This window comes from Pseudooceanicola sp. NS-SX9 (assembly GCF_057380705.1).
On sequence record NZ_CM170818.1, the window covers coordinates 2,268,101 to 2,294,733 of the forward strand.

The following is a 26,633-nucleotide window of genomic DNA, read 5'->3' on the forward strand; positions in this document are numbered from 1 at the left end:
TGCCCCCGTCCCCTTCGGGGACTCCCCCGGAGTATTTGGGGCCAGATGACGGGGAACCATGCGAAAGGGGGGCGGCATTGCGGCCACCCCCCTGCGAATGCGGTTGCGGGCGAAGGGCCTCAGCCCTCCATCACATCGTCGCCGTCGCCATCGTCCTTGTAGCCCGCGCCGAAGTCGATGCCGTGGGCGGCGCGGATCTTTTCCTCGATCTCGTAGGCGAGGTCGGGGTTTTCCTTGAGGAAGGTCTTAGCGTTTTCACGACCCTGGCCGATACGCTCGTCCCCGTAGGAATACCAGGAGCCGGATTTCTCGACCACGCTGGCCTTGACGCCAAGGTCGAGGAGTTCGCCGGTCTTGGAGATCCCCTCGCCGTACATGATGTCGAATTCGACCTGCTTGAAGGGCGGGGCCACCTTGTTCTTGACGACCTTGACGCGGGTGGCGTTGCCGACGACCTCGTCGCGGTCCTTGATGGCGCCGATGCGGCGGATGTCGAGGCGCACGGAGCTGTAGAATTTCAGCGCGTTGCCACCCGTCGTGGTTTCGGGGCTGCCAAACATCACGCCGATCTTCATGCGGATCTGGTTGATGAAGATCACCATGCAGTTCGAGCGCGCGATCGAGCCGGTGAGCTTGCGCATGGCCTGGGACATCAGCCGGGCATGGACGCCGACGTTGCTGTCGCCCATGTCGCCTTCGAGTTCGGATTTCGGCGTCAGGGCCGCGACCGAATCGACGATGACCATCGAGACCGCGCCCGAACGCACCAGCGTATCGGTGATTTCCAGAGCCTGTTCACCGGTGTCGGGCTGCGAGATCAGCAGCTCGTCCAGGTCGACGCCCAGCTTGCGCGCATAGCCGGGATCAAGGGCATGTTCGGCGTCAACGAAGGCGCAGACGCCGCCCTTCTTCTGTTCCTCGGCCACGCAATGCAGCGTCAGCGTCGTCTTGCCCGAGGATTCGGGGCCGTAGATCTCGATGATGCGGCCCTTGGGCAGGCCGCCGATCCCCAGGGCAATGTCGAGGCCCAGAGAGCCGGTCGAGGTGGATTCGATCTGCTGGATGGCATCCTTGCCCCCCAGTTTCATGATCGAGCCCTTGCCGAACTGACGTTCGATCTGGGCCAGAGCGCTTTCCAGCGCCTTCTGCTTGTTCGGGTCGCGTTTGTCGCTCATGGAAAGTAGATCTGCCGTTGCCATTCTTTGCACCCCTTATTTCACACCCCCGGCGGGGCGGCAATCTTTGTGGATGTTCGCCTCTTGTTCACGACTTTATGGGATCAAAGCGCGAACATTGCAAGTCATACTTCGTCAACCATGCTTCTCCGACACCGGTTAAGGAGTGGTTTACCGCACACCCCGCAGGATGGCAGTCTGACAAGGGTCTGAGAGGGGGTCGGGATTTCCGCCATGCTGGTGTTCCACAGCGCAAAGCTGGTGATGCTGTCGGTGCCGAAGACCGGCACTACATCCTACGAAATGGCGCTGGCGCCGCTGGCCTCGATGGTGGTGCGCGACCCGCCCGAGCTGAAACATGCCCCCGTCTACCGCTACAACCGCTTTTTCCGGCCAATGCTGGAGAAATTCCTGGGCGAAGGGATCGAGGTGATCGCGGTGATGCGAGAGCCGCTCGACTGGCTGGGCAGCTGGTATCGCTACAGGCAGCGCTCCTTCCTGGAGGGGCAGCCGGTGTCGACCCGGGGGATCAGTTTCGACGCCTTCGTGCAGGGCTACCTGCAGGGCCAGCGCCCCGCCTATGCCGATGTCGGCAGCCAGGCCAAGTTCCTGGAGCCCGCAAAGAACGGCTGCGCCGTCAGCCGGATCTTCCGCTACGAGGACCCCGCGCAACTGCTGGCGTTCCTGCAGGACAGGCTGGGAACGGCGATCGAGCCCGGGCGGATGAACATCTCTCCGCAGATGGAGCTGACCCTTACCCCCGAGACCGAGGCGCATCTGCACCGCAAATGCGCCGAGGATTTCGACCTTTATGCCTCGCTGCGCTGAGCCTTCGCGGTCTCGACCTGGGTGCGGACCGTCTCGGTCAGCTCGGCCAGCGAGAAGGGCTTGGGCAGGAAGACCGAATTCGGGATGCGGGCGGCGGATTCGCTGAAGCTGTCCTCGGCATAGCCCGAGACGAAGACCACCCGCACGTCGGGACGGTCCACCAGCGCCTTGCGCACCCAGCTGGGGCCGTCGAGGCCGGGCATGATCACGTCAGTGACAAAGACGTCGATCTGCATCTTGCTGCCCGCAAGAGTTTCCAGCGCCTGTTCGGCATTCTCGGCCTCCAGCACCGAATAGCCCTTGAGGCGCAGCGCCCGGCTGGCGAAGGCGCGCACCGGCGCCTCGTCCTCGACCAGCAGGACGACGCCGTCGCCATTGGCCTCGGTGCGGGCGGCGGCCTGCTGCGCCACCGGCAGCGCCGCGCGCATGTCGCGCAGCGCCGGGAACAGCAGGGTAAAGCAGGTCCCCACCCCGGGCGTGCTGTCGACGAAGATGAAGCCGCCCGACTGCTTGACGATGCCATAGGCGGTCGACAGGCCCAGCCCCGTCCCCTCGCCCACGCGCTTGGTGGTAAAGAAGGGCTCGAACACTTTCGAGAGCTTGTCGGCCGGGATCCCCACCCCGGTATCCGTCACCTTGACCGAAACATATTCCCCCGCCGCCACCAGGGCGCGGTCGCGACTCATGTCATCGGAAAGGTGCAGGACCTCAGTGGTGATGCGGATCTCGCCGCCCGAGGGCATGGCGTCGCGGGCGTTGACCACCAGGTTCATCAACACCTGTTCCAGCTGACGCTTGTCGGCGCGAATCTCGGGCAGGACGGGTTCGTGGTTGAACGACAGGCGCACCTTCTCGCCCACCAGGCGGTTCAGCAGATGCGTCAGATCCGACAGCGTGTCCCGCAGGTCGAGCGTCTCGGGGCGCAGCGTCTGCTTGCGCGAGAAGGCCAGAAGCTGCCCCACCAACGCCGCCGCGCGATTGGCGTTCTGGTTGATCTGGATGAGGTCGCCATAATCGGGATCGCCCGCATCATGGCGCAGCAGCAGCAGGTCGCAATGCCCCGAGATCGCCGTCAGCAGGTTGTTGAAATCATGCGCCACACCACCGGCAAGCTGGCCGATGGCCTGCATCTTCTGGGTCTGGACGAACTGCGCCTCCAGCGTCTTCAGCTCGGTCGCGTCGCTCAGGACGGCGACCAGCGCCGGGCGACCCTCATGGCGCACGGGCCGAATTGCCACCTGCACGAAGACCTCGCGCTCGGACCGCGACAGGCGCAGGAATTCCGAATGCGGCTTGCAGGGGATGTCGCCGTCATGCTCGGCCACCTCGCGCAGCCATTCCGGCAGCGAACGCCCCAGCCCCTCCATCAGGTTGATCAGGTTCTCGTCCGGGCAGGCATCAATATCGAGCAACATGCAGGCGGCGGCATTGGCCAGCTCGATCCGGCCGTCCACCGACAGCCGCAGGATCGGCACCGGCAGCCCATCGACCAGGTCCCAGATCGTCGCCGTGCCGGTGGCGGCGGCGGTGCGCCCCTCGGCGCCCCCCAGCGGCAGCAGCAGCACGTCGCGGCGGCCGTCCTCGCCGGGAATCTCGATCATCTGGCGGCGGGCGGGGCCGGCGGCTGCGCGCAGCTCGACCTCGTGCCCCGGCCGGGCGGGGCCGATGAACAGATCGTCCAGACGTTGCGGGCGGCGTCCCAGCAGGGTGCGGGCGGCGGCGTTCATGTAAAGGACCGCGCCGCCGCGGCCCAGGGTGATCAGCGGCAGGCGGCCGTCCAGCTCGGCCTCGCCGCGGCCACGGCCGAAATCCTCGAGCCGCCAGTAGTAGCGGCCGTCCTGCAACGCCTGCACGCTAAGGCGCGCATGGCCGGACAGCGTCACCACGTCCTCGCGCGCGGCGCCATCCTGCAGCGCGGCCTCCTGCAGGCGGTCGATCACCGGGCCGACGCTGCTGATGCGTTCCGACAGGGCGGCATCGACGCTGCGCAGCTGCGCCGCATCCAGGTCGCGCCCGGCCACGCCATTAGCAAAGCGCACCGCACCGTCGCCATCTGCCACCAGCACCGCCGCCGGATCGCCTTCGGCAAAGCTGCGCAGGGCGGCCTCGGCCCCCGGCAGGGGATCGTTGCGGCCGCGACCACGCAGCGCCAGCCCCCCCAGCACCGCCGCCAGCAGCGCCCCCGTCAGGGCAAATGTCAGCGCGACCTCGGGCGAGGGCACCAGGAAGGCCAGCAGCAGGAAGGCGAAGCTGCACAGCATCACCAGATGCCTGCGCGCCACCAGGCGCCGCATTGCCAGCCCCATCACCTCTCTGTCCGCGCCGATGTCGACCATGAGAGACCTCCCCGTCCGAAACCCTCTGTTAACATCAGTGAAGCGTACTGATTAAACGCAAGTTAACGGAAGGGGGCGGTCTTCACCAATCGTCAGCCTTATGTCCGGCGGAACCGCGCGAGGAAGAAGCCGTCGCCGCCATCAAGGGGCGTCAGCGCCAGGCGCTGCTCTTCCTGCCACTGGGCGCCATGGCGGGCCAGGAAGGCATCCGCCTGGGCGCCGTTTTCCTGATCGAAAAGCGAGCATGTCGCATAGGCCAGCTGGCCGCCCGGCGCCACCAGGCTGCACGCCTGATCCAGGATCTGCGCCTGGATGCGGCAGACCTCGTCCAGGCGGTCGGGGGTCAGCAGCCACTTGCCCTCGGGGGCGCGGCGCCAGGCCCCGCTGCCGGAACAGGGCGCATCGCACAGCACCAGATCATAGGGTCCCTGGGCGGCCAGGTCGCGGGTATCCGACAGGCGCACCGCCAGACCCGCCCGCGCCGCGCGGCCGGGCAGGTCCTTCATCCGCGCGGGCGCGGCATCATGGGCGGTCAGGTTCAGCATCATCCGCGCGCCAAGCGCCAGCGTCTTGCCGCCGCCACCCGCGCAATAGTCCAGCACCCGCGCACCGGGGGTCAGCGGGATCGCGGCACAGATCGCCTGGCTGGCGGCGTCCTGCATTTCAAACAGGCCCTCGGAGAAGGCATCCAGCTGCTGCAGACGGCGCGCGCCCGCGGTGACCTCAAGCGCCGTGTCGGCCAGCGCCAGCGGCACCGTCGCCACCCCCTGCCCGTCCAGCAGCGCCGCCAGATCGGCCACGGAAATCCGCGCGGTGTTCACCCGGATCTGCACCGGGGCGCGGTGGCGCAGCGCCTCGGCCACGGGTCGGGCGCGTTCGCCCAGGGCGCGCTCCATCAGCGGCCAGACCCAGCCCGGCATATCCAGCCGAACCGCCGGATCGTCGGGCAGCGCGAAGGGGCCGGCCTCTTCGGGGCGCAGCACTGCGGGGGCGTGGCCCTCGCCGGTAAAGACCGTCTCGGGCGCCTCTCCGGCGGCCCGCAGCAGCCCCAGCACCAGCGCGCGGCCGGTCTCGGGCGCCGCGCCATGGCCAAGCGCGTTGAAGCTGCGCCGGCAGCGCAGCGCATCAAAGACGTGATCGCGGATCGCCGCGCGGTCCTTGGACCCGGCAAAGCGCGAGCGCCTTGCCCAGCCCGTCAGGGCCTTTTCCGCGGCCGTGCCCGCGATCACCTGGTCGAGGATCTCGGCCGCGGCGGCCAGTCGTGCCGCCGGGGTCATTGGACCTCGCCGAAGATCTTGGCCGGATTCAGGATGCCCTTGGGATCCAGCGCCGCCTTGATGGCGCGCATGACGTCCAGCGCCGGGCCCACCTCGTCGGCGAGCGAGGCCATCTTGCCCTGCCCCACGCCATGTTCGCCGGTGCAGGTGCCGCCGCAGGCCTGCGCCCGCCGGGTGATGCCCTTGAGGAATTCCTTGACCTGCACGCCTTCGGCCGCATCCGCCGGATCGGTCATCAGCACGACGTGAAAATTGCCGTCGCCGACATGGCCCAGGATGGTGCCCACCAGGCCGCGGGCCTCAAGATCGGCAGCGGCGGCGATGATGTTGTCCGCCAGTTCGGAAATCGGCACGCAGGCGTCGCTGACCAGCCCCTTGCAGCCCGGCCGCAGCGACAGCGCCGCCCAATAGGCATCGTGACGGGCGCGCCACAGCTTGTTGCGGGCATCGCGGTCGGCGGTCCAGTGAATGTCGGTGGCGCCATGTTCCTCCGAGATCTCGGCAAAGACGCGGGCATTGTCGCGCGCGCCCGCATCGGTGCCGGCGCATTCGAAGAACAGCGTCGGCATCTCGGCCAGATCGAGCTTGGAATAGGCATTGCAGGCCTTGATCTGGGTGACATCCAGCAGTTCGACCCGCCCCACGTCGAGGCCGATCTGCACCATGGTGATCACCGCCTCGGAGGCCGCCTGCAGCGTCGGGAAGACCGCGACGCCGCCCAGGGTTTCCTCGGGGATGCCGCGCAGGCGCAGCGTCACCTCGGTGATGATGCCCAGCGTCCCTTCCGAGCCGATCATCAGCCGCGTCAGGTCATAGCCTGCGGCGCTCTTGATGGCGCGGGTGCCGGTGCGGATGATCCGGCCATCGGCCAGAACGACCTCCAGCGACAGGACGTTTTCCGCCATGGTGCCATAGCGCACCGCATTGGTCCCCGAGGCCCGCGTCGCGCACATGCCCCCGATCGAGGCATCCGCACCCGGATCGATCGGGAAGGTCAGGCCGGAATGGCGCAGTTCCTGGTTCAGGCGCTTGCGGGTCAGGCCGGGTTCGACCACGGCGATCATGTCCTCGGGCTTGACCTCGCGGATCGTGTCCATGCGGCTCATGTCGATCGACACGCCCCCCAGCGGCGCGTTCAGCTGGCCTTCCAGCGACGACCCCGCGCCGAAGGGGATCAGCGGCACGGCATGGTCCCAGCAGGTGCGCGCGATGGCCGAAACCTCGGCGGTGGTCAGCGGAAAGGCCACCATGTCGGGGGCCTCGGTGCCGCGGCCGGTGGCCGTGTTGGCATGTTGCTCGCACATCGCAGCCGAGGTCTGCAGGCGCTCCCCGAGCATGTCCTGCAACGCGGCGCGTACCGCCTCGAGCGCTGCCTGACCGGGTTTCACCATCACGTTCATGGCCTGCCTCCTTGGGGGGTCGGGAATTGGGGTCCGAAGGGATGTGACACTTCGCTGACAGGGCGATCCCTACTCCTCCCCCCCGGGCGAGGCAAGCACCAGTCGGGCGCCCGCACAGTCCTGCCGCACAAGGCCCGCGCGGAATATCCCCAGATACTTGTTGCCCTTAGGGAATATACAATCACAATCATAGGTTGCACATTGTTTCCAACCCTCACAGCGACCCAAAGTGCCACCTTTGGACGACCGCCGGGTCAGCGGCGCGGACTCGTCGTACAAATCCATGATCTTGCGTGTCTTTTCACCAAATGCCGGGCTTTCCGGCAAGCCGTGGCGGTTCGCCGCAACAGAGGGGCGAAAACCCTACGCATCCGGGTTTTCCACGATATATCCAGAGATTACCCCACAGTTATGCACGCCCGCCCACAGGCTTATCCACAGGCCGTCCGGGAATTACATGTGATCATCATGCATCTGGCGCATCCCGGCCATGACATCTCGACAGGCCCGGCGGAATCTTCTACCCCTGCCTCCGGATAACGCTAACACCCTCGCGGGAGGACAGGACCCCATGATCATCTGCTGCGGCGAAGCCCTGATTGACATGATCCCCGGCACCAGCACCGAGGGCGACATCGCCTTCCGTCCACTGGTGGGCGGCGCGATCTTCAACACCGCGATCGCGCTCGGCCGTCTGGGGGCGGATTGCGCGATGCTGTCGGGGATCTCGACGGACCTGTTCGGCAACCGCCTGGCCGATGCGCTGGCGCAGGCGGGCGTGTCAACCGACCTGCTGGTGCGGCTGAACCTGCCGACGACGCTGGCCTTCGTGACCCTGGTCGACGGCAAGGCCAGCTATGATTTCTATGACGAGAACTCGGCCGGAAGGATGATCACCGCAGCCGACCTGCCGGCGATCCCGGATGCGGCAAGGGCGCTTTACTTCGGGGGCATCTCGCTGGCCGTCGAACCCGGCGCCGAGGCCTATGCGGCGCTGTGCAAGGCCGCGCCTGCCGACCGCGTGGTGATGGTCGATCCGAACATCCGCCCCGGCTTCATCCGCGACGAAGCCGCCTTCCGCGCCCGCCTCGAAGGCATGCTGGCGCGCGCCGACATCGTCAAGATTTCCGACGAGGACCTGGAGTGGCTGCGCCCGGGCCTGGGCTCGCTGGCGGAAAAGGCGGCGACGCTGGCGCCCCAGGCGATCACCGTTGTGACCCGCGGCGCCGACGGCGTGCTGGCGCTGCTGCGCGGCCAGGAACTGCTGGTGCCCGCCCGCAAGGCGCAGGTCGTCGACACCGTGGGCGCGGGCGACACGTTCAACGCGGGCCTGCTGTTCCGCCTGGAAGAGCTGGGGATGCTCAGCCGCGAGGCGCTGCAGACGATCAGCCCCGAAGACCTGTCCCAGGCGCTGGATTTCGGCGCCCGCGTGGCGGCCGTCACCGTGTCGCGTGCCGGGGCCAACCCACCCTTCCGCGCCGAAGTGCCCGAATAAGGCCAAGCGGACTTTCTGCAAAGAAAACGGGCCCCTGTTGGGGCCCGTTGATGTTTTACTGGATGCTGCGGATCGCCGGATAGGCGGCGCGGTGCTTCTGGTAGGCGGCCTCGTAGGCATCGACCAGCGCGGCCTTCGGTTCGATCGTGCGGCCGATCTCGGGGCGGGTCATCAGCGCCGTGGGATCGCCCCCGGTGGCCGCGATCAGGCCCAGCCGCGCAGCCCCCAGGGCCGCACCGAATTCCCCCGCCTTCGGCAGCATCATCGGCAGGCCCAGCACTGTCGCGATCATCTCGACCCAATGGGCCGAGGCCGATCCGCCGCCGATGATCAGCAGCGGGCCCAGCCGCGCCCCGGCGCTGCGCAGCGCCTCGGCGGAATCACGCAGACCGAAGGCCACGCCTTCCAGCACGGCGCGGGTCATGTCGGCGCGGGTCGTGTCGCTGCCCAGCCCGGTGAAGGCGCCGCGAATGAAGGCATCGTTATGCGGCGTGCGTTCGCCCGCCAGATAGGGCAGGAAGCGTTCCCGCCCGGGCGCCGCCAGATCGCCCAGTTCAGCCGTCAGGGCGGCGGGCTTCAGCCCGGTGATCCGCGACAGCCAGTTCAGGCTGTCAGTCGCCGACAGCATCACCCCCATCTGGTACCACTGCCCCGGTACCGCGTGGCAGAAGGTGTGCAGCGCGCTCGCGGCCTCGGGGTGGTAGCCATCGCGCGCCGCCAGCAGCACCCCCGAGGTGCCCAGGCTGACGAAGCCCTCGCCCTCGGCCAGGGATCCGGTGCCGCAGGCCGAGGCCGCGTTGTCCGCCGCCCCGCCCGCCACGACCGCGCTGCGCGGGATCCCCCAGCGATCGGCCAGCTCGGGCTTCAGGCGGCCCGCGACCGCGCAGCCCTCGACCAGCGCGGGCATCTGCGCGCGGGACAGGCCCGTGGCGGCCAGCAGGTCGTCGGACCAGTCGCGGGCGCCGCAATCCAGCCAGGCCGTGCCCGCCGCATCCGACATGTCACTGACGAAATCGCCGGTCATGTAATAGTTCAGATAGGCAGCAGGCAGCAGAACCTTCGACGTCTTTTCAAAAACTTCCGGCTCGTTCTTCGCAACCCACTTTAACTTGGGCGCGGTAAATCCCGGAAAGACGATATTGCCCGACAGCGCCCGGAACGCCGGCATCGCATCCAGCTCCGCCGCCTCGGCATGGCTGCGGGTGTCGTTCCACAGGATGCAGGGGCGCAGCACCGCGCCCGCCCCATCCAGTAGCGTCGCCCCATGCATATGCCCCGAGACCGCGATCCCCGCCACCTCGGCCATGGCATCAGGATGGCCCTTCGCCAGCTCCGCCATCGAGGCCTCCAGCGCCGCGACCCATTGCGCCGGATCCTGCTCGGACCAGCCGGGATGCGGATTGGTCGCCACGGCGCTTTGCGCGGCCGAGGCGATGACGCGGCCATCCTCTGCCATCAGCAGGGCGCGCAGCCCCGACGTTCCCAGGTCAAGCCCCAGTGCATTGGCCATGACGACCTCTCCCAAATTCAGTTTCCAGGCCCCCTTGGGACCCCTCCCAAACGGCACGGGCGCCCCAGAGGGCGCCCGTCCAGTCGGTTCGGAAGATTGCGGCTTCGCGCCGGAAAGTCTAGTACGCGTTCGGCAGTTAACCGATACGATAATTCGGGCTTTCGCGGGTGATCTGCACGTCATGCACGTGGCTTTCCGACAGGCCCGCATTGGTGATCTTCACGAAATTGCAGTTCTTGCGCATCTCGTCGATCGTGCCATTGCCGGTATAGCCCATGGCCGCGCGAAGACCGCCCACCAGCTGGTGGATCACCGCGCCGGCCGCGCCCTTGTAGGGCACCTGACCCTCGATGCCTTCCGGCACCAGCTTGTCGCTGGCAGCATCTTTCTGGAAATAGCGGTCGGCCGAACCGCGCGCCATGGCGCCCAGGCTGCCCATGCCGCGGTAGGACTTGAACGAACGGCCCTGGTACAGGATCACCTCGCCCGGCGCCTCGTCGGTGCCCGCGATCATGCTGCCGACCATTGCGCAGGACGCGCCCGCCGCAATCGCCTTGGCAAAGTCGCCCGAGAACTTGATGCCGCCATCGGCGATGATCGGCACGTCGCCCGCTTCCTTCGCGCAATCCATGATCGCGGTCAGCTGGGGCACACCCACGCCCGCCACCATCCGCGTCGTGCAGATCGAGCCAGGGCCGATACCGACCTTGACCGCATCCGCCCCCGCATCGATCAGCGCCCGGGTGGCCGCGGCGGTGGCCACGTTGCCGGCGATGATCTGCACATTGTTCGACAACGCCTTGATGCGGCTCACCGCATCGATCACGCCGCGCGAATGGCCATGGGCGGTATCCACCACCAGGATGTCGACCCCCGCATCAATCAGCGCCGCCGAGCGTTCAAACCCCGCATCCCCGACCGAGGTCGCCGCCGCCACCCGCAGCCGCCCCAGGTCATCCTTGCAGGCGGTGGGGTTCAGCACGGCCTTTTCGGTATCCTTCAGCGTCAGCAGGCCGGTCAGCTTGCCGTTGCCATCGGTCACCAGCAGCTTCTCGATCCGACGTTCGCGCATCATGGCGATCGCCTGCGCCCGGTCGGCGGGTTCCACCAGCACGGCCAGGTTCTCGGTGGTCATCATGACCCGCACCGGGGTTTCGTCCTTCTGGGCGAACCGCATGTCGCGGTTGGTCACGATGCCGACGACGCGCTTGTTCTCGTCCACCACCGGAAAGCCCGAAAAGCCGTAGCGTTCGGTCAGCGCCTTGGCATCGGCCAGGGTCTGATCGGGGGTCAGCGTCACCGGGTTGTAGACGATGCCGCTCTCGAACCGCTTCACGCGGCGGACTTCCTCGGCCTGTTTCAGGGTATCGAGGTTCTTGTGGATCACACCGATGCCGCCGGCCTGGGCCATGGTGATGGCCATGCGGGCCTCGGTCACCGTGTCCATTGCCGAACTCAGCAGCGGGATGTTCAGGGAAATCGCCCTGGTGACCCTCGTGCGCGTATCGGCCGTCGACGGCAGAACCGAAGAGGCAGCAGGTACGAGCAGAACATCATCGAAGGTGAGAGCCTCGCGAATCTCCATTGGTCACTCCATGGGCAAGTTCACTTGGCGCCCCCCTATTGCATGACTTCGCCGGGGTGGAAAGCCGAAAAGCGGCCCCGCCGCCCCGCACATCACCCTGTGCGGTGCGGGCACTGGACGCCACCGCCGATCCATCCGATACGCAAGGGGTTTGGCCCGCCCGCACCGGCACCGCCTTCCCCCACCTCCACCCCTCCTTTTCCGACCCCGCCCCTCCCTTTTCCGACCCCGCCCCTCATTTTCCGACCCCGCCCCTCATTTTCTTGTCCCAAATACCTCGGGGGAGGCAGCCGCAGGCTGACGGGGGCAGCGCCCCCCTTGCCCCCCTCCATCGCCCGGCGCCCCGGGTCTGCCCTTTCCCTTCGCCGCCCCCCCGCTTAAGTTGCCGCCAAAGCGCCCCAAAGGGCCACGCAGCGAAGGACATCCGGCATGAGCGAACAGGACCCCCTGGTCATCTTCACCCCCTCGGGCAAGCGCGGCCGCTTCCCGAAGGGCACGCCCGTCCTGCAGGCCGCCCGCAGCCTCGGGGTCGATCTCGAATCCGTCTGTGGCGGCCGCGGCATCTGCTCGAAATGCCAGATCACCCCCAGCTATGGCGACTTCCCCAAGCACGGCGTGCATGTGCAGCAGGACGCGCTCTCGGCCTGGAACGCGGTCGAACAGCGCTACGACGACAAGCGCGGCCTGAAACCCGGCCGCCGCCTGGGCTGCCAGGCCCAGGTGATGGGCGATATCGTCATCGACGTGCCCCCCGAAAGCCAGGTCCACAAGCAGGTCATCCGCAAGCGCGCCGATGCCCGCGCCATCCACATGAACCCCGCAACCCGGCTGCTTTTCGTCGAGGTCGCCCAACCCGACATGCACGAACCCTCCGGCGATTTCGAACGCCTTTCCCAGGCGCTGGCAACGCAGTGGCAGGTCGAGGGGCTGACCGCCGATCTCAGCTTCCTAGCGAAACTCCAGCCGGTGCTGCGCAAGGGCGACTGGAAGGTCACCGTCGCGGTCCACAAGGACCACACCGGCGCCGCCCCCCGCGCGATCGAGATCTGGCCCGGCCTGCAGGAAGACGGCCTCTACGGCCTTGCCATCGACCTTGGCTCGACCACCATCGCCGCGCATCTGACCGACCTGCGCACCGGCGCCGTCACCGCTTCGTCGGGGCTGATGAACCCGCAGATCCGCTTCGGCGAAGACCTGATGAGCCGCGTTTCCTACGTGATGATGAACCCCGGCGGCGATGTCGAGATGACGAAGGCCGTGCGCGAGGCGCTCTCGGATCTGGCGAAGGCGCTGGCCGAGGAGGCCGCCATCGATCCGGCGCTGATCGTCGAGGCGGTGCTGGTCTGCAACCCGGTGATGCACCACCTGATGCTGGGGATCGACCCGGTGGAACTGGGTCAGGCGCCCTTTGCGCTGGCCACCTCCTCGTCGCTGTCGCTGCCCGCGCGGGCGCTGGATTTCACCACCATCAACCCGCGTGCCCGCGCCTATGTGCTGCCCTGCATCGCTGGCCACGTGGGCGCCGATGCCGCCGCCGTGGCGCTGTCGGAGGCGCCCGAGAAATCGCAGGACCTGGTCCTGGTGATCGACGTGGGCACCAATGCCGAGATCCTGCTGGGCAACACCACGCGCGTCCTTGCCTGCTCCTCGCCCACCGGCCCCGCCTTCGAGGGCGCCCAGATCAGTTCCGGCCAGCGCGCCGCCCCCGGCGCCATCGAACGGGTCGAGATCGACCCCGCCACCAAGGAACCCCGCTTCAAGGTGATCGGCTGCGACCTGTGGTCGACCGAAGAGGGTTTCGACCAGGCCGTGGGCAAGGGCGGCGTCACCGGCATCTGCGGCTCGGGCATCATCGAGGCCGTGGCCGAGATGCGCATGGCGGGCGTGCTGGATGCCTCGGGCCTGATCGGTTCGGCCGAGCAGACCGGCACCGCCCGCTGCATCCCCGAGGGCCGCACCCATGCCTATGTGCTGCATGACGGCACTGCCGCCGGCGGCCCGCTGGTCAGCGTCACCCAGGGCGACATCCGGGCGATCCAGCTGGCAAAATCGGCGCTTTATGCCGGGGCGCGGCTGCTGATGGACGAGATGGGCGTCGATCACGTCGACCGCGTGGTGCTGGCGGGGGCCTTCGGCGCGCATATCTCGGCCAAACATGCCATGGTGCTGGGGATGATCCCCGACGTGCCGCTCGATCATGTGACCTCGGCCGGCAATGCCGCGGGGACCGGTGCACGCATCGCGCTGTGCGACATCGATGCCCGCCACCTGATCGAGGACAACGTCCGCCGCATCGCCAAGATCGAGACCGCCATCGCCCCCGCGTTCCAGACCCATTTCGTCAATGCCAACGCCATCCCCCATGCCACCGACCCGTTCACCCTGCTGCGTCAGGGAACCCCCCTGCCCGATGTCAGCTTCAACAGCGGCGGCGCCGAGGGCGGCGGCCGCGCCCGGCGTCGGCGCCCGCGCTGAGGCGCCGCTTGCCGCTACGGCGGCCGCAGGTTTCGTCTTGACGACACCGCGGCCGTCGCTTAGATCCGAAAGCGTCGCGGCGGGTATGATGTAATGGTAGCCTGTCAGCTTCCCAAGCTGAACGCGCGGGTTCGATTCCCGCTACCCGCTCCAGATATTCCCCTTTGAAAGCAAAAGCGTAGCTGCATCCCTTCGGGGTTATTCGCGGTTGTGTCCGGCGCATTGCGGGGCGATCTTGCGGGCGGGCCCGGCGCCCTTCCCCTCTTTGATTGCCTCTGCCCGAAGGGTCTGCCTTGACGACATTCCTCCGCTCTTTGCCGCTTGCCATCGGATTGTGCCTGCTGGGCGGCATCGGCGGCTGGATCGCCAGCCATCTGCATGTGCCGCTGCCCTGGATGCTGGGGTCGCTGTTCATGGTGGCGCTGGTGACGGGGCTGGTGCCGCGGATCCTGCCGCCGGGCTATGCCTACCCCGAGAGCATCCGGCGCTATTTCATCGGCGTGATCGGTGCCGCCATCGGCGCCAAGATGACCGTCGATGTGGTGGCACAGATGCCGCAATACCTGCTGTCGCTGCTGGCGCTGGTGATCTTCGTGCCGGTGGTGCAGTACCTGAACTTTCAGATGTTCCACCGCCTGGGCGGCTATGACCGCCCGACCGCCTATTTCGCCGGCGCCCCCGGCGGCATGATCGACGCGCTGATCCAGGGCGAGGAAGCCGGCGGCGACATCCGCCTGCTGGCGATCCAGCAGTTCCTGCGGGTGATCATGGTGGTGACGCTGCTGCCGGTGGGTCTGTCGATCTGGTACGGCCATCCGGTGGGCTCGGCCGCGGGCGTGTCGCTGAACAGCACGCCCCCCGGCCCCTGGGCGGTGCCACTGGTCTTTGCCGCCTCGATCGCCGGGGTGATGCTGTTCCGCCGCCTGCACATCCCGGCCTCGCAGCTGATCGGGCCGATGATCCTGGCGGGCGTGCTGAACCTGACCGGGCTGATCACCATCGAGGCCCCGGGCTGGCTGATCTGCCTGTGCCAGGTGATGATCGGCGCCAGCCTCGGCTGCCGCTTTGCCGGGCTGAAGGCCTCGATGCTGCTGCGGGCGGCGGGGCTGTCGCTGGCATCGACACTGCTGATGCTGGGGATCGGGGCGGCCATGGCCTTTGCCCTGGCCCCCTTCATGCACGGCCAGCATGTCGATGTGCTGCTGGTCAGCTTCGCCCCCGGCGGCGTGACCGAGATGGCCCTGGTGGCGCTGTCGCTGAACGCGAACCCGGCGGTGGTGACGCTGCACCACCTGTTCCGGATCCTGCTGACCACGACCTCGCTGGTCTATGTGCGCAAGCGCGGCTGGGTCAGCCAGCCGCGCCCGCGGGACTGATCAGGCCCCGGCCGCCTTCTCTTCCAGCTCCAGCCATTCCTCTTCGGCCTTCGACAGCGCGTCCTGGCGCTGCGTCAGCATCTCGGTGCCCTTGGCGAATTTCACCGGCTCCTTGCTGTAGAGGTCCGGCTGCGCCAGAAGATCCTGCAGCTTGGCGATCTCGGCCTCCAGCCGCTCCATGACCGAAGGCAGTTCCTCAAGGCGGTGCTTTTCGGTGAAGGACAGGCCGGATTTCTTCGCCTTGGGGGCGGGTTTCGCCGCCTCGACCTTCGGCGCGGCCTTCGGCCGGGTCTCGGCCAGGCGCTCCTGCCGCTGGTCCTGGTAGTCGGACCAGCCGCCGGCATAGACCGTGGCCCGCCCGTCGCCTTCCATCGCGATGGTGGTCGAGGCCACCCGGTCCAGGAAATCCCGGTCGTGGCTGACCAGCAGCACCGTGCCGTCGTAATCGTCCAGCAGTTCCTGCAGCAGGTCGAGCGTCTCGACATCGAGGTCGTTGGTCGGTTCGTCGAGGATCAGCAGGTTCGATTCCCGCGCCATCAGCTTGGCCAGCAGCAGCCGCGCCTTCTCGCCGCCGGACAGCGACTTGACCTGCGCCCGCGCCTGCCCCTCGTCAAACAGGAAATCCTTCAGATAGCCCACGACATGCTTGGGCGTGCCGCGCACCATCACCTGGTCCGCCTGCCCCGAAACCCGCATGTCCTTGTCGCCGGTCAGGCTTTCCCACAGCGTCATCTCGGGATCGAGCTGCGCGCGCGACTGGTCGAAGATCGCCGGGATCAGGTTGGTGCCCAGCTTGACCTCGCCGGCATCGGGGGCCTCCTGGCCCATCAGCATCTTGATCAGCGTGGTCTTGCCGACGCCGTTCGGACCCACGAAGGCGATGCGGTCGCCGCGGTTCACCAGCAGGTCGAACCCCGAGACGATCTGCTTGCCGCCATAGGCCTTTTCAAGCCCCGTGACCTCGATCACCTTCTTGCCCGAGGTCGGACCGCTGTCGAAGGCCATGGCCGCCGTGCCCTTGCGGCGGATCTGGCTGGAGCGTTCCTCGCGCAGGGCGGCAAGGTTGCGCACCCTCCCCTGGTTGCGCTTGCGCCGGGCGCTGATGCCCTCGACGGCCCAGCGGGCCTCGGCCTTGATCTTGCGATCCAGCTTGTGGCGGGCGATGTCTTCCTCTTCCCAGATCTTGTCGCGCCAGATCTCGAAATCCTCAAAGCCCTTCTCCTGCCGGCGCACCTGGCCGCGGTCGATCCACAGCGTCGCGCGGGTCAGGTTGCGCAGGAAGGCGCGGTCGTGAGAAATCAGCACGAAGCCCGCCCGGGTCTGCGACAGCTCGCTTTCCAGCCAGGCGATGGCCTCGATATCCAGGTGGTTGGTCGGTTCATCGAGCAGCATCAGTTCCGGCGCCTCGGCCATCAGCCGCGCCAGCGCCGCACGCCGCCGCTCGCCCCCCGAGGCGGTCTCGACCGGGCGGGCGGGGTCGAATTTCAGACCCTCGCCGGCGATCTCGACCTTGTACTGCTCGGACGGGTCCAGCCGCGCCATGGCGAAATCACCGAGCGTGGCAAAGCCCGTCATGTCGGGCTCCTGCTCCATGTAGCCGACGGTGGTGCCGGGGGCGGTGACGACCTCGCCGCGGTCGGCCTCAACGAGGCCGGCCATGACCTTCATCAAGGTCGACTTGCCCGAGCCGTTGCGCCCCACGAGCGCCACGCGGTCGCCGGGCTGGACGGCAAGGGAAAGCCCGTCGAAAATGGGATCGCCACCGTAGGTGAGCGCGATGTCGGAAAGCTGGAGGAGCGGTGTCTGTGCCATGGCGCGCAGCTAATCAGGCGTAACGTCCGCGTCAAGCGGGGTTGGGGGGGCTCTGCCCCCGCCGCGGCTGCGCCGCGCCTCCCCCGGAGTATTTACGGCCAGATGACGGGGAACCCGTCCCTTCTTTCATCTTTCCCCAAATATGTCGGGGGAGTCGCTCCGCAGGAGCGGCGGGGGCAGAGCCCCCTGCGCCGGCATCCACGGGATCTGCGGTTTCAGGCCGGCGCCGCGCGCAACAGGCGCTTGCGGGCCGGTGGAATGGCGGCGATCTCGACCCCGGTGAAGACATGCAGCGTGTTCATCTGAGGGTCCACCACCGCATGGTCGCTGACCCAGCCGCCCATCGCCAGATAGCTGCGCAGCAACGGGGGCATCATCTGCATCGCGCGCTTCGAATCAGGCGGGCGGCGGAGCAGACGCGAGAAGCGGAAGACACGGGGCGCCTTGACCCGGGGCAGCCAGCGTCGGGGTGCCAGGTGGCGGTCCCGCAACAGGGTAAAGGCATCCAGATAGGCTTCGGCATCCGTGCCCTTGAAGGAGGAACAGCCGAAGAGAAGCTCGACCCCGTGGCCATCGACATGATCCGTGACCGCGCGCCAGGCCGTGCGCAGGATGTCGGGATCGCGGCGGCCGGGTTCGATGCAGAAGCGGCCCAGTTCGACCATCGGGCCCGAGAAGGCCTCGAGTGCGGCAAGGCCGTAGTATTGCGCCGAGTAGCTGCGCCCGATCTCCGCCCCCGAAAGCGGCAACATCCGAAAGCAGCCCGCCAGGCTGCCGTCACGGCGGTCCTCGATCAGGATATGGGTGCACAGGGCGTCGAAATCATCGGCATCGCGGGCATCTTGCGCCTGTCCGGGCAAGAAGGCCCGTGCCCGCAGCCTTTGGGCGGCCAGCAGGTCGGCCTCGTCCCGGGCAGGACGGGCAAGGTAGCGGGGCACGGCAGGCTGGCTCATGGGGCGGCTCCGGGCGGCAGGGACACGTTGCCGTTCCCTACCCTCCAGATGTGACCGCGCCGTGACGCCGGCAAGGCCCCGCCGGGACTTATTCGGTGCCCAGAACGCTTGCCGCGTTGAAGTTGCCGAGGTTGGTCATCAGCTGACGCAGGAAGGTATGGTCGCGGCCGCCTTCGTCCGTCACGCGGCGATCCAGCGCCACCACCTGGCCATCTTTCAGGCCGAAGGTCTCGATGTTCGACACCACGCCCTTCTTGTCGAAGTCGATGGCGACGATCTCGCGGCTGACGATCTGCGGCCGGGCGGCGCCGAAGGTCCGCTCGCGCGAGCGGACGTAGTAGAAGGCGCTGTCGTCCTGCATGCCCGATGTGGTCGGCGGGCCGATCGTGCGCGCCACGGTTTCCCGCGTGTCCTTGCCGACGGTGATCTGCTGCAGGGCCGCCGCATCCGGCACGAAGCCGTGATTGCGGTAGAGCGGCGTGCAGCCCGCAAGGGCAGCCACCACCACGAGAACGGCGCACGCTCCCGCCCGGTTCCTAGTAAGACCCATCTCTGCCCCTCTTGTCTTTCCTGCCACAGGCTTCTACCTCGCTTACAAAAGGAACGCAGGCTGTTCAAGAAAGGATGCCATGACAGGCTTTTCCGACCATAGACTTGCCGTAGCGGAATTGGCACGAACCCGCCCGACCGGCTTTGAGATCCGCCCCGAGAAGGCCGATCTTGCAGCACTGGCGCTGGAGCTGGAACTGTCGGACCTGCGCAAGCTGTCGTTCACCGGCACGCTGCGCGCGGTCGGCAAGAAGGACTGGCTGCTGGAGGCCATGCTGGGCGCGACCGTGGTGCAGCCCTGCTCGATCACGCTGAAGCCGGTAACCACCCGCATCGACGAGGCCGTCAGCCGCCGCTTTGTCCCCGAGCTGCCCGACGAGGCCGCCACCGGCGACGAGATCGAGATGCCCGAGGACGAGACGCTGGAACTGCTGGGCAGCCATATCGACCCGGCCGCCGTGATGATCGAGGCGCTGGCCCTGGCCGTGCCGCTTTACCCGCGGGCCGACGATGCGTCGCTGAATGAAACGACCTTTACCGAACCGGGCCAGCAGGCGATGACCGACGAGGACGCGAAACCCTTCGCGGGCCTGGGCAAGCTGATGGCGCTGAAGGGCGGCAAGGCCAGCGAGGACGAGTGAACCGGCCGGAGGCGCGGCAACGAATCGCTTGCGGAAGGACGATTTCGCAGTATTTTCGCGCCTTCATCCGAATTTGGGGTTGAATGCGACGGGCCTGTCCGACTAAGAGCCTCGCATCCACGAGAAACCGGGCCCGGGTGTCTGAATGATCAGCGCCCCGGCCCCCGAATTGATAGGTTGTGACATGGCTGTCCAACAGAACAAAGTCTCCAAGTCGCGCCGCAACAACCGCCGCGCACATGACGCACTGACGGCTGCAAACCCGAACGAGTGCTCGAACTGCGGCGAACTCAAGCGTCCGCACCACGTCTGCCCCTCCTGCGGCCATTATGGCGACCGTGAAGTCGTTGCCATGGCCAACGAAGTCGACCTGGACGAAGACGCGGCATAAGCCGAAGCCCAGGAGGACGGTCGGACGAGATGAGCGTGACGCACCATCCGTCAGCTAATTCTGACGAGATCGCGAAGCCGAATACGACCACCGCCTCCAGCGGCCGTATCGTCATTTCTGTCGACGCCATGGGCGGCGACCGCGGGCCGGCAACTGTTGTTGCCGGTCTATCGCGCTCTGCGCATATGAATCCCGACATCGACTTCATTCTTCACGGTCCTCAGGACGAGCTGGAGAAACTGGTGGCGCGCAAGCGGAACCTGGCCGACAGGGTCAGCATCCGCCACGCCTCCGATGTCGTTACAATGCATGACAAACCCAGCCAGGTGGTGCGCCAGGGCAAGCAGACCTCGATGTGGTCGGCGCTCGAATCGGTGCGCGCGGGCGAGGCGCAGATCTGCGTCTCCTGCGGGAACACCGGGGCGCTGATGGCGCTGTCGATGCTGCGCCTGCGCAAGCTGCCGGGGATCAACCGCCCCGCCATCGCCGTGCTGTGGCCGTCGCGCAATCCGCAGGGCTTCAACGTCATGCTGGATGTCGGCGCCGATATCCGCGCCGATGAAAAGGACCTGCTGCAATACGCGCTGATGGGCGCCTCTTACGCGCGCAACGGGCTGAACCTGGCCCGGCCGCGCGTCGGGCTGCTGAACGTCGGCACCGAAGAGCACAAGGGCCGCGCCGAGCTGAAGCTGGCGCAGGAGCTGATCGGCAAATCCGCCGAAGCGGCGAATTTCGACTTTGTCGGCTTCGTCGAGGGCGGCGACATTCCGGGCGATGTCTGTGATGTCATCGTCACCGACGGCTTCACCGGCAACATCGCGCTGAAGACCGGCGAAGGCACGGCCTCGCTGATCGGCGATCTGCTGAAAGAGGCCTTCCAGTATTCGCCGCTGTCGCGGATCGCGGCGCTGCTGGCGCTGACCTCGATGCGGCGCCTGAAGAAACGCATCGACCCGCGCCGGGTCAACGGCGGCGTCTTCCTGGGGCTAAACAGCCCGGTGGTAAAGTCGCATGGATCCGCCGATGCCACCGGCGTTTCCGCCGCCATCAAGCTGGCCTATCAGCTGGTCGAGTCCGGTTTCCAGGACAAGATCGCGGCACGGGTTGCAACCGCCGTTTCGCTGGCACAGGATGCCGCGGAACGAGGGACGGGAACTGAATGACACTTCGCGCAGTAGCCATCGGCATCGGGCACTACCTGCCTGAACGAATCGTACCGAACAGCGAATTCGAAAAGACACTCGACACGTCCGACGAATGGATCCGCACCCGCACCGGCATCGAACGGCGCCATTTCGCCGCCGAGGACGAAACGACGTCCCAGATGGCCGTGATCGCTGCCGAACGCGCGCTGGCGATGGCGGGGCTGAAGGCCGATGACATCGACGCCATCGTCGTTGCCACCTCGACCCCCGACCTGACCTTCCCGTCTGTCGCCACGATGGTGCAGCAGGGCCTGGGCATGACCAAGGGCTTTGCCTTCGACGTCCAGGCGGTCTGCGCGGGCTTCATCTATGCGCTGACCAATGCCAACGGGCTGATCCTGTCGGGCCAGGCCGAGCGCGTTCTGGTCATCGGCGCCGAGACCTTCTCTCGTATCATGGACTGGACCGACCGGGCGACCTGCGTGCTGTTCGGCGACGGCGCCGGCGCGCTGGTGCTGGAGGCCCGCAACGGCTCTGGCAACCCGCAGGACCGCGGCATCCTGGCCTGCGACCTGAATTCGGACGGCCGCTACCGCGAGATGCTTTATGTCGATGGCGGGGTCTCGACCTCGGGCGAGGCAGGCAAGCTGCGGATGCAGGGCAACGCCCTGTTCCGGCAGGCGGTGTCCAAGCTGAGCGAAACCGCCGAGACCTGCCTGGCCAAGGCGCGCCTGACGGCAGATGATGTCGCCTGGATCGTGCCGCACCAGGCCAATATCCGGATCATCCAGGGCACTGCCAAGAAGATGGGCCTGCCGATGGAGAAAGTCATCGTCACGGTGCAGGATCACGGCAACACCTCGGCGGCATCGATTCCCCTCGCCTTGTCGGTGGGGGTGGCCGAAGGCAAGATCAAGACCGGCGACCTGCTCGTAACTGAGGCAATCGGCGGCGGTCTGGCCTGGGGATCGGTCGTGATCCGCTGGTAAAGTGTCACCGGCTGCCCTCTTCCCGCTGCTTTACGTAAAAGCAGCAGGGCGTTGTTATTGACTTGTAAAATTTACCGCGACTAAGCTGTGCACAACCAGAAGGGGACTTCGCATGAGTGAGAAGACTTTAACCCGGATGGACCTCAGCGAAGCGGTGTTTCGCGAGGTCGGACTGTCCCGGAACGACTCGGCCCAATTGGTCGAAGCCGTGCTGAACCACATGTCCGACGCTCTGGTCCGGGGCGAACAGGTCAAGATTTCGTCCTTCGGGACCTTCTCGATCCGGGAAAAGGCGGCGCGTGTCGGCCGCAACCCGAAGACCGGGGAAGAGGTGCCGATCAACCCCCGGCGGGTCCTGACCTTCCGCCCGTCGCACCTGATGAAAGAGCGTGTTGCTGCGGGCAACAAGGACGACTGAAGGTCCCCGCCATGAGCAAGAGCGCGGACGCCTTCCGGACCATCAGTGAAGTCGCGGACTGGCTGGATACGCCCGCGCATGTCCTGCGATTCTGGGAAAGCAAGTTCAGCCAGATCCGCCCCGTGAAGCGCGCGGGCGGGCGGCGCTATTACCGCCCCGCAGACATGGAGCTGCTGGGCGGTATCAAGCGGCTGCTGCACGAGGAAGGCCTGACCATCAAGGGCGTGCAGAAGATGCTGCGCGACAAGGGGGTCGGGCATGTCTCGGCGCTGTCGCAGCCCCTGGGGGACCTTGCCGTTCCGCTGGACCCCGAGGTTCCGCCGCTTAGCGGGCCCGGCCCGAAAACGCCCCCCACGATCGACGACCTGCCAGCCGAGGCACCCGATGCGGCGGTGCCCCCAGGCGATGCCGGTGCCGACCTGCCCCCCCCAGAAGGCAACACCTCTGCCCCAGAGCCTCTCACAAACGAGGCCAATGCAGAGGCAACCGCGCCTGAAGGCGACGCCCCTGCCGATCTGGAGCCGGGCAATGCCAGTGCCGAGGCGACCGCGTCCGAAGGCAATGCCCTTGCCGGCCCGGAGCCCCTCACAAACGACCCCAGTGCCGAGGCGACAGCCCCCGAAGGCGAAACCCTTGCCGACCCGGAGCCCCTCACAAACGCCCCCGAAGGCGATGCTCAGGACGCACCGGTGCCAGAGGCGGAAACCGCCGGCGCTCTCTTGGCAGAGGCCGATGCAGCCCGCGATCTGCCCCCGTCAGATCCCGAAGCACAGATGCTGGCCCCGATCACCTTCCCCGCCCATCTGGGACAGCCCGAAGGCGATGGGCCGATGGCCCTCGACAGCACCGACACCGGCCCGGACCGCCTGCAGCAGCTTCACGCGGCTCTGGCCGCCGTTCCCGCCGATCCGCCGAACGATGCCCTGCCGGTCGCCGATGGCCTGCTGCGCCTTCTGGCGCAGCGCGCCCGCCCCCTGCCCGCCGGCCAGGCCGAACAGGCCCTGGACCTGTGCCGCAAGCTGCCGTTCGCGGTCTGAAGCCTGTTTCACAAGGCCTTCTGGCCATTGAATAAATCTCTCTTTGCATTCCCTTGCGGCAGCGCAAGAAGAAAGTCGAAAAAAGCCCTTGTGCTCGCGCTCAGATAAGGTAGAAACCGCTTCATCAAGTCGGGCTATAGCGCAGCCTGGTAGCGCGTCCGTCTGGGGGACGGAAGGTCGCAGGTTCGAGTCCTGCTAGCCCGACCAAAACTCTCCGGCTTGATCCGAAGGGGACTACACAAAAGGCCGCGTGGGTGCTTCCCTCGCGGCCTTTCGTCTTTTAAAGCAGTCGCATCGCGACCCGAGGAGGCAACATGACGGGTATCCTGCCAAGCCAGACCCTGAAGCAGATGGTGTCCCGTGGCGAGATCGCCGCGACCCCGGCCATCACCGAAGCCCAGGTGCAGCCCGCCAGCCTCGACCTGCGGCTTGGCACGCGCGCCTGGCGGGTCCGGGCCTCGTTCCTGGCGGGTCAGGGCCGCACCGTCGCCGAGCGGCTGCAGGAATTCGAGATGCACCAGGTCGACCTGACCCAGGGCGCAGTGCTGGAAAAGGGCTGCGTCTACGTGGTGCCGCTGATGGAATCGCTGGCCCTGCCGCAGACCGTCGCCGCCATGGCCAATGCCAAAAGCTCGACCGGGCGGCTGGATCTGCTGACCCGGCTGATCACCGATGGCGGCACCGAATTCGACCGCATTCCCGCAGGCTACACCGGCCCCCTTTATGCCGAGATCTGCCCGCGCAGTTTCTCGGTTCTGGTCCGGCCGGGGATGCGGCTGAACCAGGTGCGCTTCCGCGCCGGCGAGGCCCGGCTGAGCGATGACGCGCTGCGCGCCCTGCACGCCACCACGCCGCTGGTCGACGGCCTGCCGGTGATCGAGCAGGGCCTGGGCTTTTCCGTCGATCTGCGGCCCGGTCAGGACGGTCTGGTGGGCTATCGCGCCAAGCCGCATACCGGGGTGATCGACCTGGACCGGATCGGCGCCTATGACGCGCGCGAGTTCTGGGAAGCCGTGCGCACCGATGCGCGCCGCAGCATCATCTTGGATCCCGGCGCCTTCTACATCCTGGTCAGCCGCGAGGCCGTCACCATCCCCCCCGATTACGCCGCCGAGATGGCCCCCTATCTGGCCATGGTGGGTGAATTCCGCGTCCATTACGCGGGCTTCTTCGACCCGGGCTTTGGCCATGCCGAGGCAGGCGGGCAAGGCTCGCGCGGGGTGCTTGAGGTGCGCTGCCACGAGGCGCCCTTTGTGCTGGAACACGGTCAGGTCGTCGGCCGTCTGGTCTATGAACGCATGTCCGAACGCCCCGAGACGCTGTATGGCGCGGGCATCGCGTCGAACTACCAGGGTCAGGGCCTGAAGCTGGCCAAGCACTTCCGCGCCTGATCACCGCCCCTTCGAGATCAACCGGATGATCCGCTGCGCCTGACGGGCGCGGCGGGCCATCTGTTTCGACTGGCGGGCGCGCCTGCGGCCCTCGGGGCTGTCGCCCGCCATGTGGTCGATGCCCTTGTTCAGCGCCTGGCCGAACAGACGTCGCAGCAGCATGGTGATCAGACGGTTCATAGGCGCCTCCCTGCCCCGGATGAGGGCAGGATAGCACACTCTATACGGGAGTCATCGCCAAACCCAACGGTCAGGCCTGCCCGGGACCCGGGACGGAATGCCCCCGGCGCGGCATCACAGGCCAGGCAGGACCGGGCGCCCGACGCGCCCGTGTCAGGCCTCGTCTTCGGGGAAATCCTCGTCCTCGAACATGTCGGGGGCGTCGTCCTCGGGATCCTCGTCCTCGACCTCTTCGCGGCCGGGGATCGGGCGGTTGTCCAGAAGGCCCGCGGCGCGCAGATCCTTCAGCCCCGGCAGATCGCGCGGGCTTTCCAGGCCGAAGTGATCCAGGAAGCCCGGCGTTACCACGAAGGTCACCGGACGGCCGGGCGTCATGCGGCGGCGGCCGAAGCGGATCCACTCCATCTCGAGCAGCTGGTCGACCGTGCCGCGCGACACGGTGACACCGCGGATCTCCTCGATCTCGGCGCGGGTGACGGGCTGGTGGTAGGCGATGATCGCCAGGGTCTCGATCGCGGCGCGCGACAGCTTGCGCTGCTCGACCGTTTCCTTCTGCATCAGATAGCCCAGATCGGGCGCGGTGCGGATCGCCCAGGCCTCGCCCACGCGCACGACACGGACGCCGCGCCCCTCGTAGCGGCGCTGCAAATGCACCAGCGCCTGAGCGGCATCGCAGCCATGGGGCATCCGGGCGGTCAGCTCGGTCAGGCCGACGGGCTCGGAGGAGGCGAACAGGATCGCCTCGGCCATGCGTTCCTGCTCGGCCATGGGGGGGGCCTCGAACAGGCTGTCCCGCGGGATCTGCTGCGCCTGCGCGGGCGCGTCGGGGGTGTCAGCCATCTGTCTTGCGGCCCTCTTTTCGGCGCAGCTGGATCGGTGCGAACGTGTCGGATTGGCGGATCTCGATCTGGCCCTGCTTGGCCAGTTCCAGCGAGGCCGCGAAGGTCGCGGCCGTCACCGAACGCCGGCGCATCCCGTCGCCGTCCCAGCCCACCGGCATGTAGGAGGCCAGATCGGTCCAGGTCCCGGCAAAGCCGATCATGCCGCGCATGTGGTCCAGCGCCTGTTCCATGGTAAAGACATTGTCGCGGTCCATCACGAAGGGGCGGAATTCGTCGCGGGTGCGGATGCGGGCATAGGCCTGCATCAGATCCAGCAGGTTGGCGGAATAGACCACCCGGCGCATCCGGGTGACGCTTTCCGGCAGACCGCGCACGAAAAAGTCACGCCCCCGCTGGTCGCGCGCCATCAGCCGGGCGGCGGCATCGCGCATCGCCTGCAGCCGTTCCAGCTGGAAGGCCAGATGGGCGGCCAGTTCCTCGCCCGAGGGGCCCTCTTCCTGGGGATCGGGGGGCAGCAGCAGGCGCGATTTCAGGAAGGCCAGCCAGGCCGCCATGACCAGGTAGTCGGCGGCCAGTTCGATCCGCAGGGACTTGGCGCGTTCGACGAAGGCCAGGTACTGCTCGGCCAGCTTGAAGACCGAGATCTTGCGCAGGTCGACCTTCTGCGTCCGCGACAGCGTCAGCAGCACGTCCAGCGGCCCCTCGAAGCCCTCGACATCGACGATCAGCGCCTCGGCCGCCAGCCGTTCGGCGACAGACAGCGGCGGGTCGCCCGCATCGCGGGACGCAAAGTCTTCGTCATCGGGATCGCTCATGGGGTGCGGCCTG

General features: G+C 67.3%; 23 protein-coding genes and 2 tRNA genes. 13 read left to right on the forward strand and 12 right to left on the reverse strand.

Going from position 1 to position 26,633, the window contains the following annotated elements; translation table 11 throughout:
- Positions 1 to 119: 119 nt before the first annotated feature.
- Positions 120 to 1,199 (reverse strand): recombinase RecA, encoded by a 1,080-nt coding sequence (gene recA / locus AC2ITM_RS10840; protein ID WP_486466662.1) that lies wholly within the window; start codon positions 1,197 to 1,199, stop codon positions 120 to 122.
- 210 nt (positions 1,200 to 1,409) lie between these two features.
- On the opposite strand from recA, the gene AC2ITM_RS10845 reads away from it, so the two are divergent.
- A complete protein-coding gene (locus tag AC2ITM_RS10845) occupies positions 1,410 to 2,003 on the forward strand; it encodes a gamma-glutamyl kinase (RefSeq protein WP_486466663.1) in 594 nt (197 codons plus the stop codon).
- On the opposite strand, the gene AC2ITM_RS10850 is transcribed toward AC2ITM_RS10845, so the two are convergent.
- The 3 genes from AC2ITM_RS10850 to AC2ITM_RS10860 all read right to left on the reverse strand — a co-directional run bounded on the left by AC2ITM_RS10850 (position 1,985) and on the right by AC2ITM_RS10860 (position 7,016).
- Positions 1,985 to 4,339 (reverse strand): hybrid sensor histidine kinase/response regulator, encoded by a 2,355-nt coding sequence (locus AC2ITM_RS10850; protein ID WP_486466664.1) that lies wholly within the window; start codon positions 4,337 to 4,339, stop codon positions 1,985 to 1,987. The genes AC2ITM_RS10845 and AC2ITM_RS10850 overlap by 19 nt on opposite strands.
- 98 nt (positions 4,340 to 4,437) lie before the next feature.
- Entirely contained in the window at positions 4,438 to 5,616 is a 1,179-nt protein-coding gene (locus AC2ITM_RS10855; protein ID WP_486466665.1) for an RsmB/NOP family class I SAM-dependent RNA methyltransferase, read from the reverse strand.
- Positions 5,613 to 7,016, reverse strand: coding sequence for an FAD-binding oxidoreductase (locus tag AC2ITM_RS10860; RefSeq protein ID WP_486466666.1), 1,404 nt, complete (start codon positions 7,014 to 7,016; stop codon positions 5,613 to 5,615). The genes AC2ITM_RS10855 and AC2ITM_RS10860 overlap by 4 nt, the downstream gene beginning before the upstream one ends.
- 571 nt (positions 7,017 to 7,587) lie before the next feature.
- Here AC2ITM_RS10860 and AC2ITM_RS10865 point away from each other — a divergent pair.
- Positions 7,588 to 8,511: a carbohydrate kinase family protein gene (locus AC2ITM_RS10865; protein ID WP_486466667.1), complete on the forward strand. Its 924-nt coding sequence runs from the start codon at positions 7,588 to 7,590 to the stop codon at positions 8,509 to 8,511.
- Between the two features lie 55 nt (positions 8,512 to 8,566).
- Here AC2ITM_RS10865 and xylB read toward each other — a convergent pair whose 3' ends face one another.
- Together xylB and guaB are read right to left on the reverse strand one after the other, a co-directional pair.
- Positions 8,567 to 10,021: a xylulokinase gene (gene xylB / locus AC2ITM_RS10870; RefSeq protein ID WP_486466668.1), complete on the reverse strand. Its 1,455-nt coding sequence runs from the start codon at positions 10,019 to 10,021 to the stop codon at positions 8,567 to 8,569.
- 136 nt (positions 10,022 to 10,157) lie between these two features.
- Positions 10,158 to 11,606, reverse strand: a complete 1,449-nt coding sequence (guaB, locus tag AC2ITM_RS10875; protein WP_486466669.1) for an IMP dehydrogenase — start codon at positions 11,604 to 11,606, stop codon at positions 10,158 to 10,160.
- 429 nt (positions 11,607 to 12,035) lie between these two features.
- Here guaB and AC2ITM_RS10880 point away from each other — a divergent pair, with 429 nt between their 5' ends.
- The 3 genes from AC2ITM_RS10880 to AC2ITM_RS10890 all read left to right on the forward strand — a co-directional run bounded on the left by AC2ITM_RS10880 (position 12,036) and on the right by AC2ITM_RS10890 (position 15,457).
- Positions 12,036 to 14,081, forward strand: a complete 2,046-nt coding sequence (locus AC2ITM_RS10880; RefSeq protein WP_486466670.1) for an ASKHA domain-containing protein — start codon at positions 12,036 to 12,038, stop codon at positions 14,079 to 14,081.
- 79 nt (positions 14,082 to 14,160) lie between these two features.
- Positions 14,161 to 14,234, forward strand: a tRNA-Gly gene (locus tag AC2ITM_RS10885).
- Between the two features lie 140 nt (positions 14,235 to 14,374).
- Positions 14,375 to 15,457 (forward strand): AbrB family transcriptional regulator, encoded by a 1,083-nt coding sequence (locus AC2ITM_RS10890; RefSeq protein ID WP_486466671.1) that lies wholly within the window; start codon positions 14,375 to 14,377, stop codon positions 15,455 to 15,457.
- Here AC2ITM_RS10890 and AC2ITM_RS10895 read toward each other — a convergent pair whose 3' ends face one another.
- The 3 genes from AC2ITM_RS10895 to AC2ITM_RS10905 all read right to left on the reverse strand — a co-directional run bounded on the left by AC2ITM_RS10895 (position 15,458) and on the right by AC2ITM_RS10905 (position 18,730).
- Positions 15,458 to 17,269 carry an ABC-F family ATP-binding cassette domain-containing protein gene (locus AC2ITM_RS10895; protein ID WP_486466672.1) on the reverse strand — a complete coding sequence of 604 codons (1,812 nt, stop codon included), beginning with the start codon at positions 17,267 to 17,269 and terminating at the stop codon, positions 15,458 to 15,460.
- Positions 17,270 to 17,484: 215 nt separating this feature from the next.
- Entirely contained in the window at positions 17,485 to 18,222 is a 738-nt protein-coding gene (locus AC2ITM_RS10900; RefSeq protein WP_486466673.1) for a GNAT family N-acetyltransferase, read from the reverse strand.
- Between the two features lie 88 nt (positions 18,223 to 18,310).
- Positions 18,311 to 18,730 carry an outer membrane protein assembly factor BamE gene (locus AC2ITM_RS10905; protein WP_486466674.1) on the reverse strand — a complete coding sequence of 140 codons (420 nt, stop codon included), beginning with the start codon at positions 18,728 to 18,730 and terminating at the stop codon, positions 18,311 to 18,313.
- Positions 18,731 to 18,851: 121 nt separating this feature from the next.
- On the opposite strand from AC2ITM_RS10905, the gene AC2ITM_RS10910 reads away from it, so the two are divergent.
- The 8 genes from AC2ITM_RS10910 to AC2ITM_RS10945 all read left to right on the forward strand — a co-directional run bounded on the left by AC2ITM_RS10910 (position 18,852) and on the right by AC2ITM_RS10945 (position 24,783).
- Positions 18,852 to 19,412, forward strand: a complete 561-nt coding sequence (locus tag AC2ITM_RS10910; protein ID WP_486466675.1) for a YceD family protein — start codon at positions 18,852 to 18,854, stop codon at positions 19,410 to 19,412.
- Between the two features lie 184 nt (positions 19,413 to 19,596).
- On the forward strand, positions 19,597 to 19,803 hold the full coding sequence (rpmF, locus tag AC2ITM_RS10915) for a 50S ribosomal protein L32 (RefSeq protein ID WP_486466676.1): 207 nt from the start codon (positions 19,597 to 19,599) through the stop codon (positions 19,801 to 19,803).
- 29 nt (positions 19,804 to 19,832) lie between these two features.
- Entirely contained in the window at positions 19,833 to 20,966 is a 1,134-nt protein-coding gene (gene plsX / locus AC2ITM_RS10920) for a phosphate acyltransferase PlsX (RefSeq protein WP_486466677.1), read from the forward strand.
- Entirely contained in the window at positions 20,963 to 21,937 is a 975-nt protein-coding gene (locus tag AC2ITM_RS10925) for a beta-ketoacyl-ACP synthase III (protein ID WP_486466678.1), read from the forward strand. The genes plsX and AC2ITM_RS10925 overlap by 4 nt, the downstream gene beginning before the upstream one ends.
- Positions 21,938 to 22,049: 112 nt before the next feature.
- Positions 22,050 to 22,355 (forward strand): integration host factor subunit alpha, encoded by a 306-nt coding sequence (gene ihfA / locus AC2ITM_RS10930; protein WP_486466679.1) that lies wholly within the window; start codon positions 22,050 to 22,052, stop codon positions 22,353 to 22,355.
- A gap of 11 nt (positions 22,356 to 22,366) precedes the next feature.
- The gene (locus AC2ITM_RS10935; RefSeq protein ID WP_486466680.1) at positions 22,367 to 23,392 is read left to right on the forward strand and encodes a MerR family transcriptional regulator; all 1,026 of its coding nucleotides are present in this window, start codon (positions 22,367 to 22,369) and stop codon (positions 23,390 to 23,392) included.
- 130 nt (positions 23,393 to 23,522) lie between these two features.
- Positions 23,523 to 23,599, forward strand: a tRNA-Pro gene (locus AC2ITM_RS10940).
- Positions 23,600 to 23,706: 107 nt separating this feature from the next.
- Positions 23,707 to 24,783: a 2'-deoxycytidine 5'-triphosphate deaminase gene (locus AC2ITM_RS10945; protein ID WP_486466681.1), complete on the forward strand. Its 1,077-nt coding sequence runs from the start codon at positions 23,707 to 23,709 to the stop codon at positions 24,781 to 24,783.
- Here AC2ITM_RS10945 and AC2ITM_RS10950 read toward each other — a convergent pair whose 3' ends face one another.
- The 3 genes from AC2ITM_RS10950 to AC2ITM_RS10960 form a co-directional block, all read right to left on the reverse strand.
- A complete protein-coding gene (locus tag AC2ITM_RS10950) occupies positions 24,784 to 24,963 on the reverse strand; it encodes a hypothetical protein (RefSeq protein ID WP_486466682.1) in 180 nt (59 codons plus the stop codon).
- A 153-nt stretch (positions 24,964 to 25,116) separates the two neighbouring features.
- Entirely contained in the window at positions 25,117 to 25,803 is a 687-nt protein-coding gene (gene scpB / locus AC2ITM_RS10955; protein WP_486466683.1) for an SMC-Scp complex subunit ScpB, read from the reverse strand.
- Positions 25,796 to 26,620: a segregation and condensation protein A gene (locus AC2ITM_RS10960; RefSeq protein ID WP_486466684.1), complete on the reverse strand. Its 825-nt coding sequence runs from the start codon at positions 26,618 to 26,620 to the stop codon at positions 25,796 to 25,798. Before AC2ITM_RS10960 ends, scpB begins: the two co-directional genes overlap by 8 nt.
- Positions 26,621 to 26,633: the final 13 nt, after the last annotated feature.

Bases quoted from the DNA above. Each gene is read 5' to 3' on its own strand.
- AC2ITM_RS10910 (WP_486466675.1), top strand. From the start codon at position 18,852: ATGACAGGCTTTTCCGACCATAGACTTGCCGTAGCGGAATTGGCACGA.
- recA (WP_486466662.1), bottom strand. From the start codon at position 1,199: ATGGCAACGGCAGATCTACTTTCCATGAGCGACAAACGCGACCCGAAC.
- AC2ITM_RS10845 (WP_486466663.1), top strand. From the start codon at position 1,410: ATGCTGGTGTTCCACAGCGCAAAGCTGGTGATGCTGTCGGTGCCGAAG.
- AC2ITM_RS10865 (WP_486466667.1), top strand. From the start codon at position 7,588: ATGATCATCTGCTGCGGCGAAGCCCTGATTGACATGATCCCCGGCACC.
- AC2ITM_RS10880 (WP_486466670.1), top strand. From the start codon at position 12,036: ATGAGCGAACAGGACCCCCTGGTCATCTTCACCCCCTCGGGCAAGCGC.
- AC2ITM_RS10860 (WP_486466666.1), bottom strand. From the start codon at position 7,016: ATGAACGTGATGGTGAAACCCGGTCAGGCAGCGCTCGAGGCGGTACGC.
- scpB (WP_486466683.1), bottom strand. From the start codon at position 25,803: ATGGCTGACACCCCCGACGCGCCCGCGCAGGCGCAGCAGATCCCGCGG.
- AC2ITM_RS10950 (WP_486466682.1), bottom strand. From the start codon at position 24,963: ATGAACCGTCTGATCACCATGCTGCTGCGACGTCTGTTCGGCCAGGCG.
- rpmF (WP_486466676.1), top strand. From the start codon at position 19,597: ATGGCTGTCCAACAGAACAAAGTCTCCAAGTCGCGCCGCAACAACCGC.
- AC2ITM_RS10945 (WP_486466681.1), top strand. From the start codon at position 23,707: ATGACGGGTATCCTGCCAAGCCAGACCCTGAAGCAGATGGTGTCCCGT.
- AC2ITM_RS10855 (WP_486466665.1), bottom strand. From the start codon at position 5,616: ATGACCCCGGCGGCACGACTGGCCGCCGCGGCCGAGATCCTCGACCAG.
- AC2ITM_RS10850 (WP_486466664.1), bottom strand. From the start codon at position 4,339: ATGGTCGACATCGGCGCGGACAGAGAGGTGATGGGGCTGGCAATGCGG.
- plsX (WP_486466677.1), top strand. From the start codon at position 19,833: ATGAGCGTGACGCACCATCCGTCAGCTAATTCTGACGAGATCGCGAAG.
- ihfA (WP_486466679.1), top strand. From the start codon at position 22,050: ATGAGTGAGAAGACTTTAACCCGGATGGACCTCAGCGAAGCGGTGTTT.
- AC2ITM_RS10925 (WP_486466678.1), top strand. From the start codon at position 20,963: ATGACACTTCGCGCAGTAGCCATCGGCATCGGGCACTACCTGCCTGAA.
- AC2ITM_RS10960 (WP_486466684.1), bottom strand. From the start codon at position 26,620: ATGAGCGATCCCGATGACGAAGACTTTGCGTCCCGCGATGCGGGCGAC.
- AC2ITM_RS10895 (WP_486466672.1), bottom strand. From the start codon at position 17,269: ATGGCACAGACACCGCTCCTCCAGCTTTCCGACATCGCGCTCACCTAC.
- xylB (WP_486466668.1), bottom strand. From the start codon at position 10,021: ATGGCCAATGCACTGGGGCTTGACCTGGGAACGTCGGGGCTGCGCGCC.
- AC2ITM_RS10935 (WP_486466680.1), top strand. From the start codon at position 22,367: ATGAGCAAGAGCGCGGACGCCTTCCGGACCATCAGTGAAGTCGCGGAC.
- guaB (WP_486466669.1), bottom strand. From the start codon at position 11,606: ATGGAGATTCGCGAGGCTCTCACCTTCGATGATGTTCTGCTCGTACCT.
- AC2ITM_RS10900 (WP_486466673.1), bottom strand. From the start codon at position 18,222: ATGAGCCAGCCTGCCGTGCCCCGCTACCTTGCCCGTCCTGCCCGGGAC.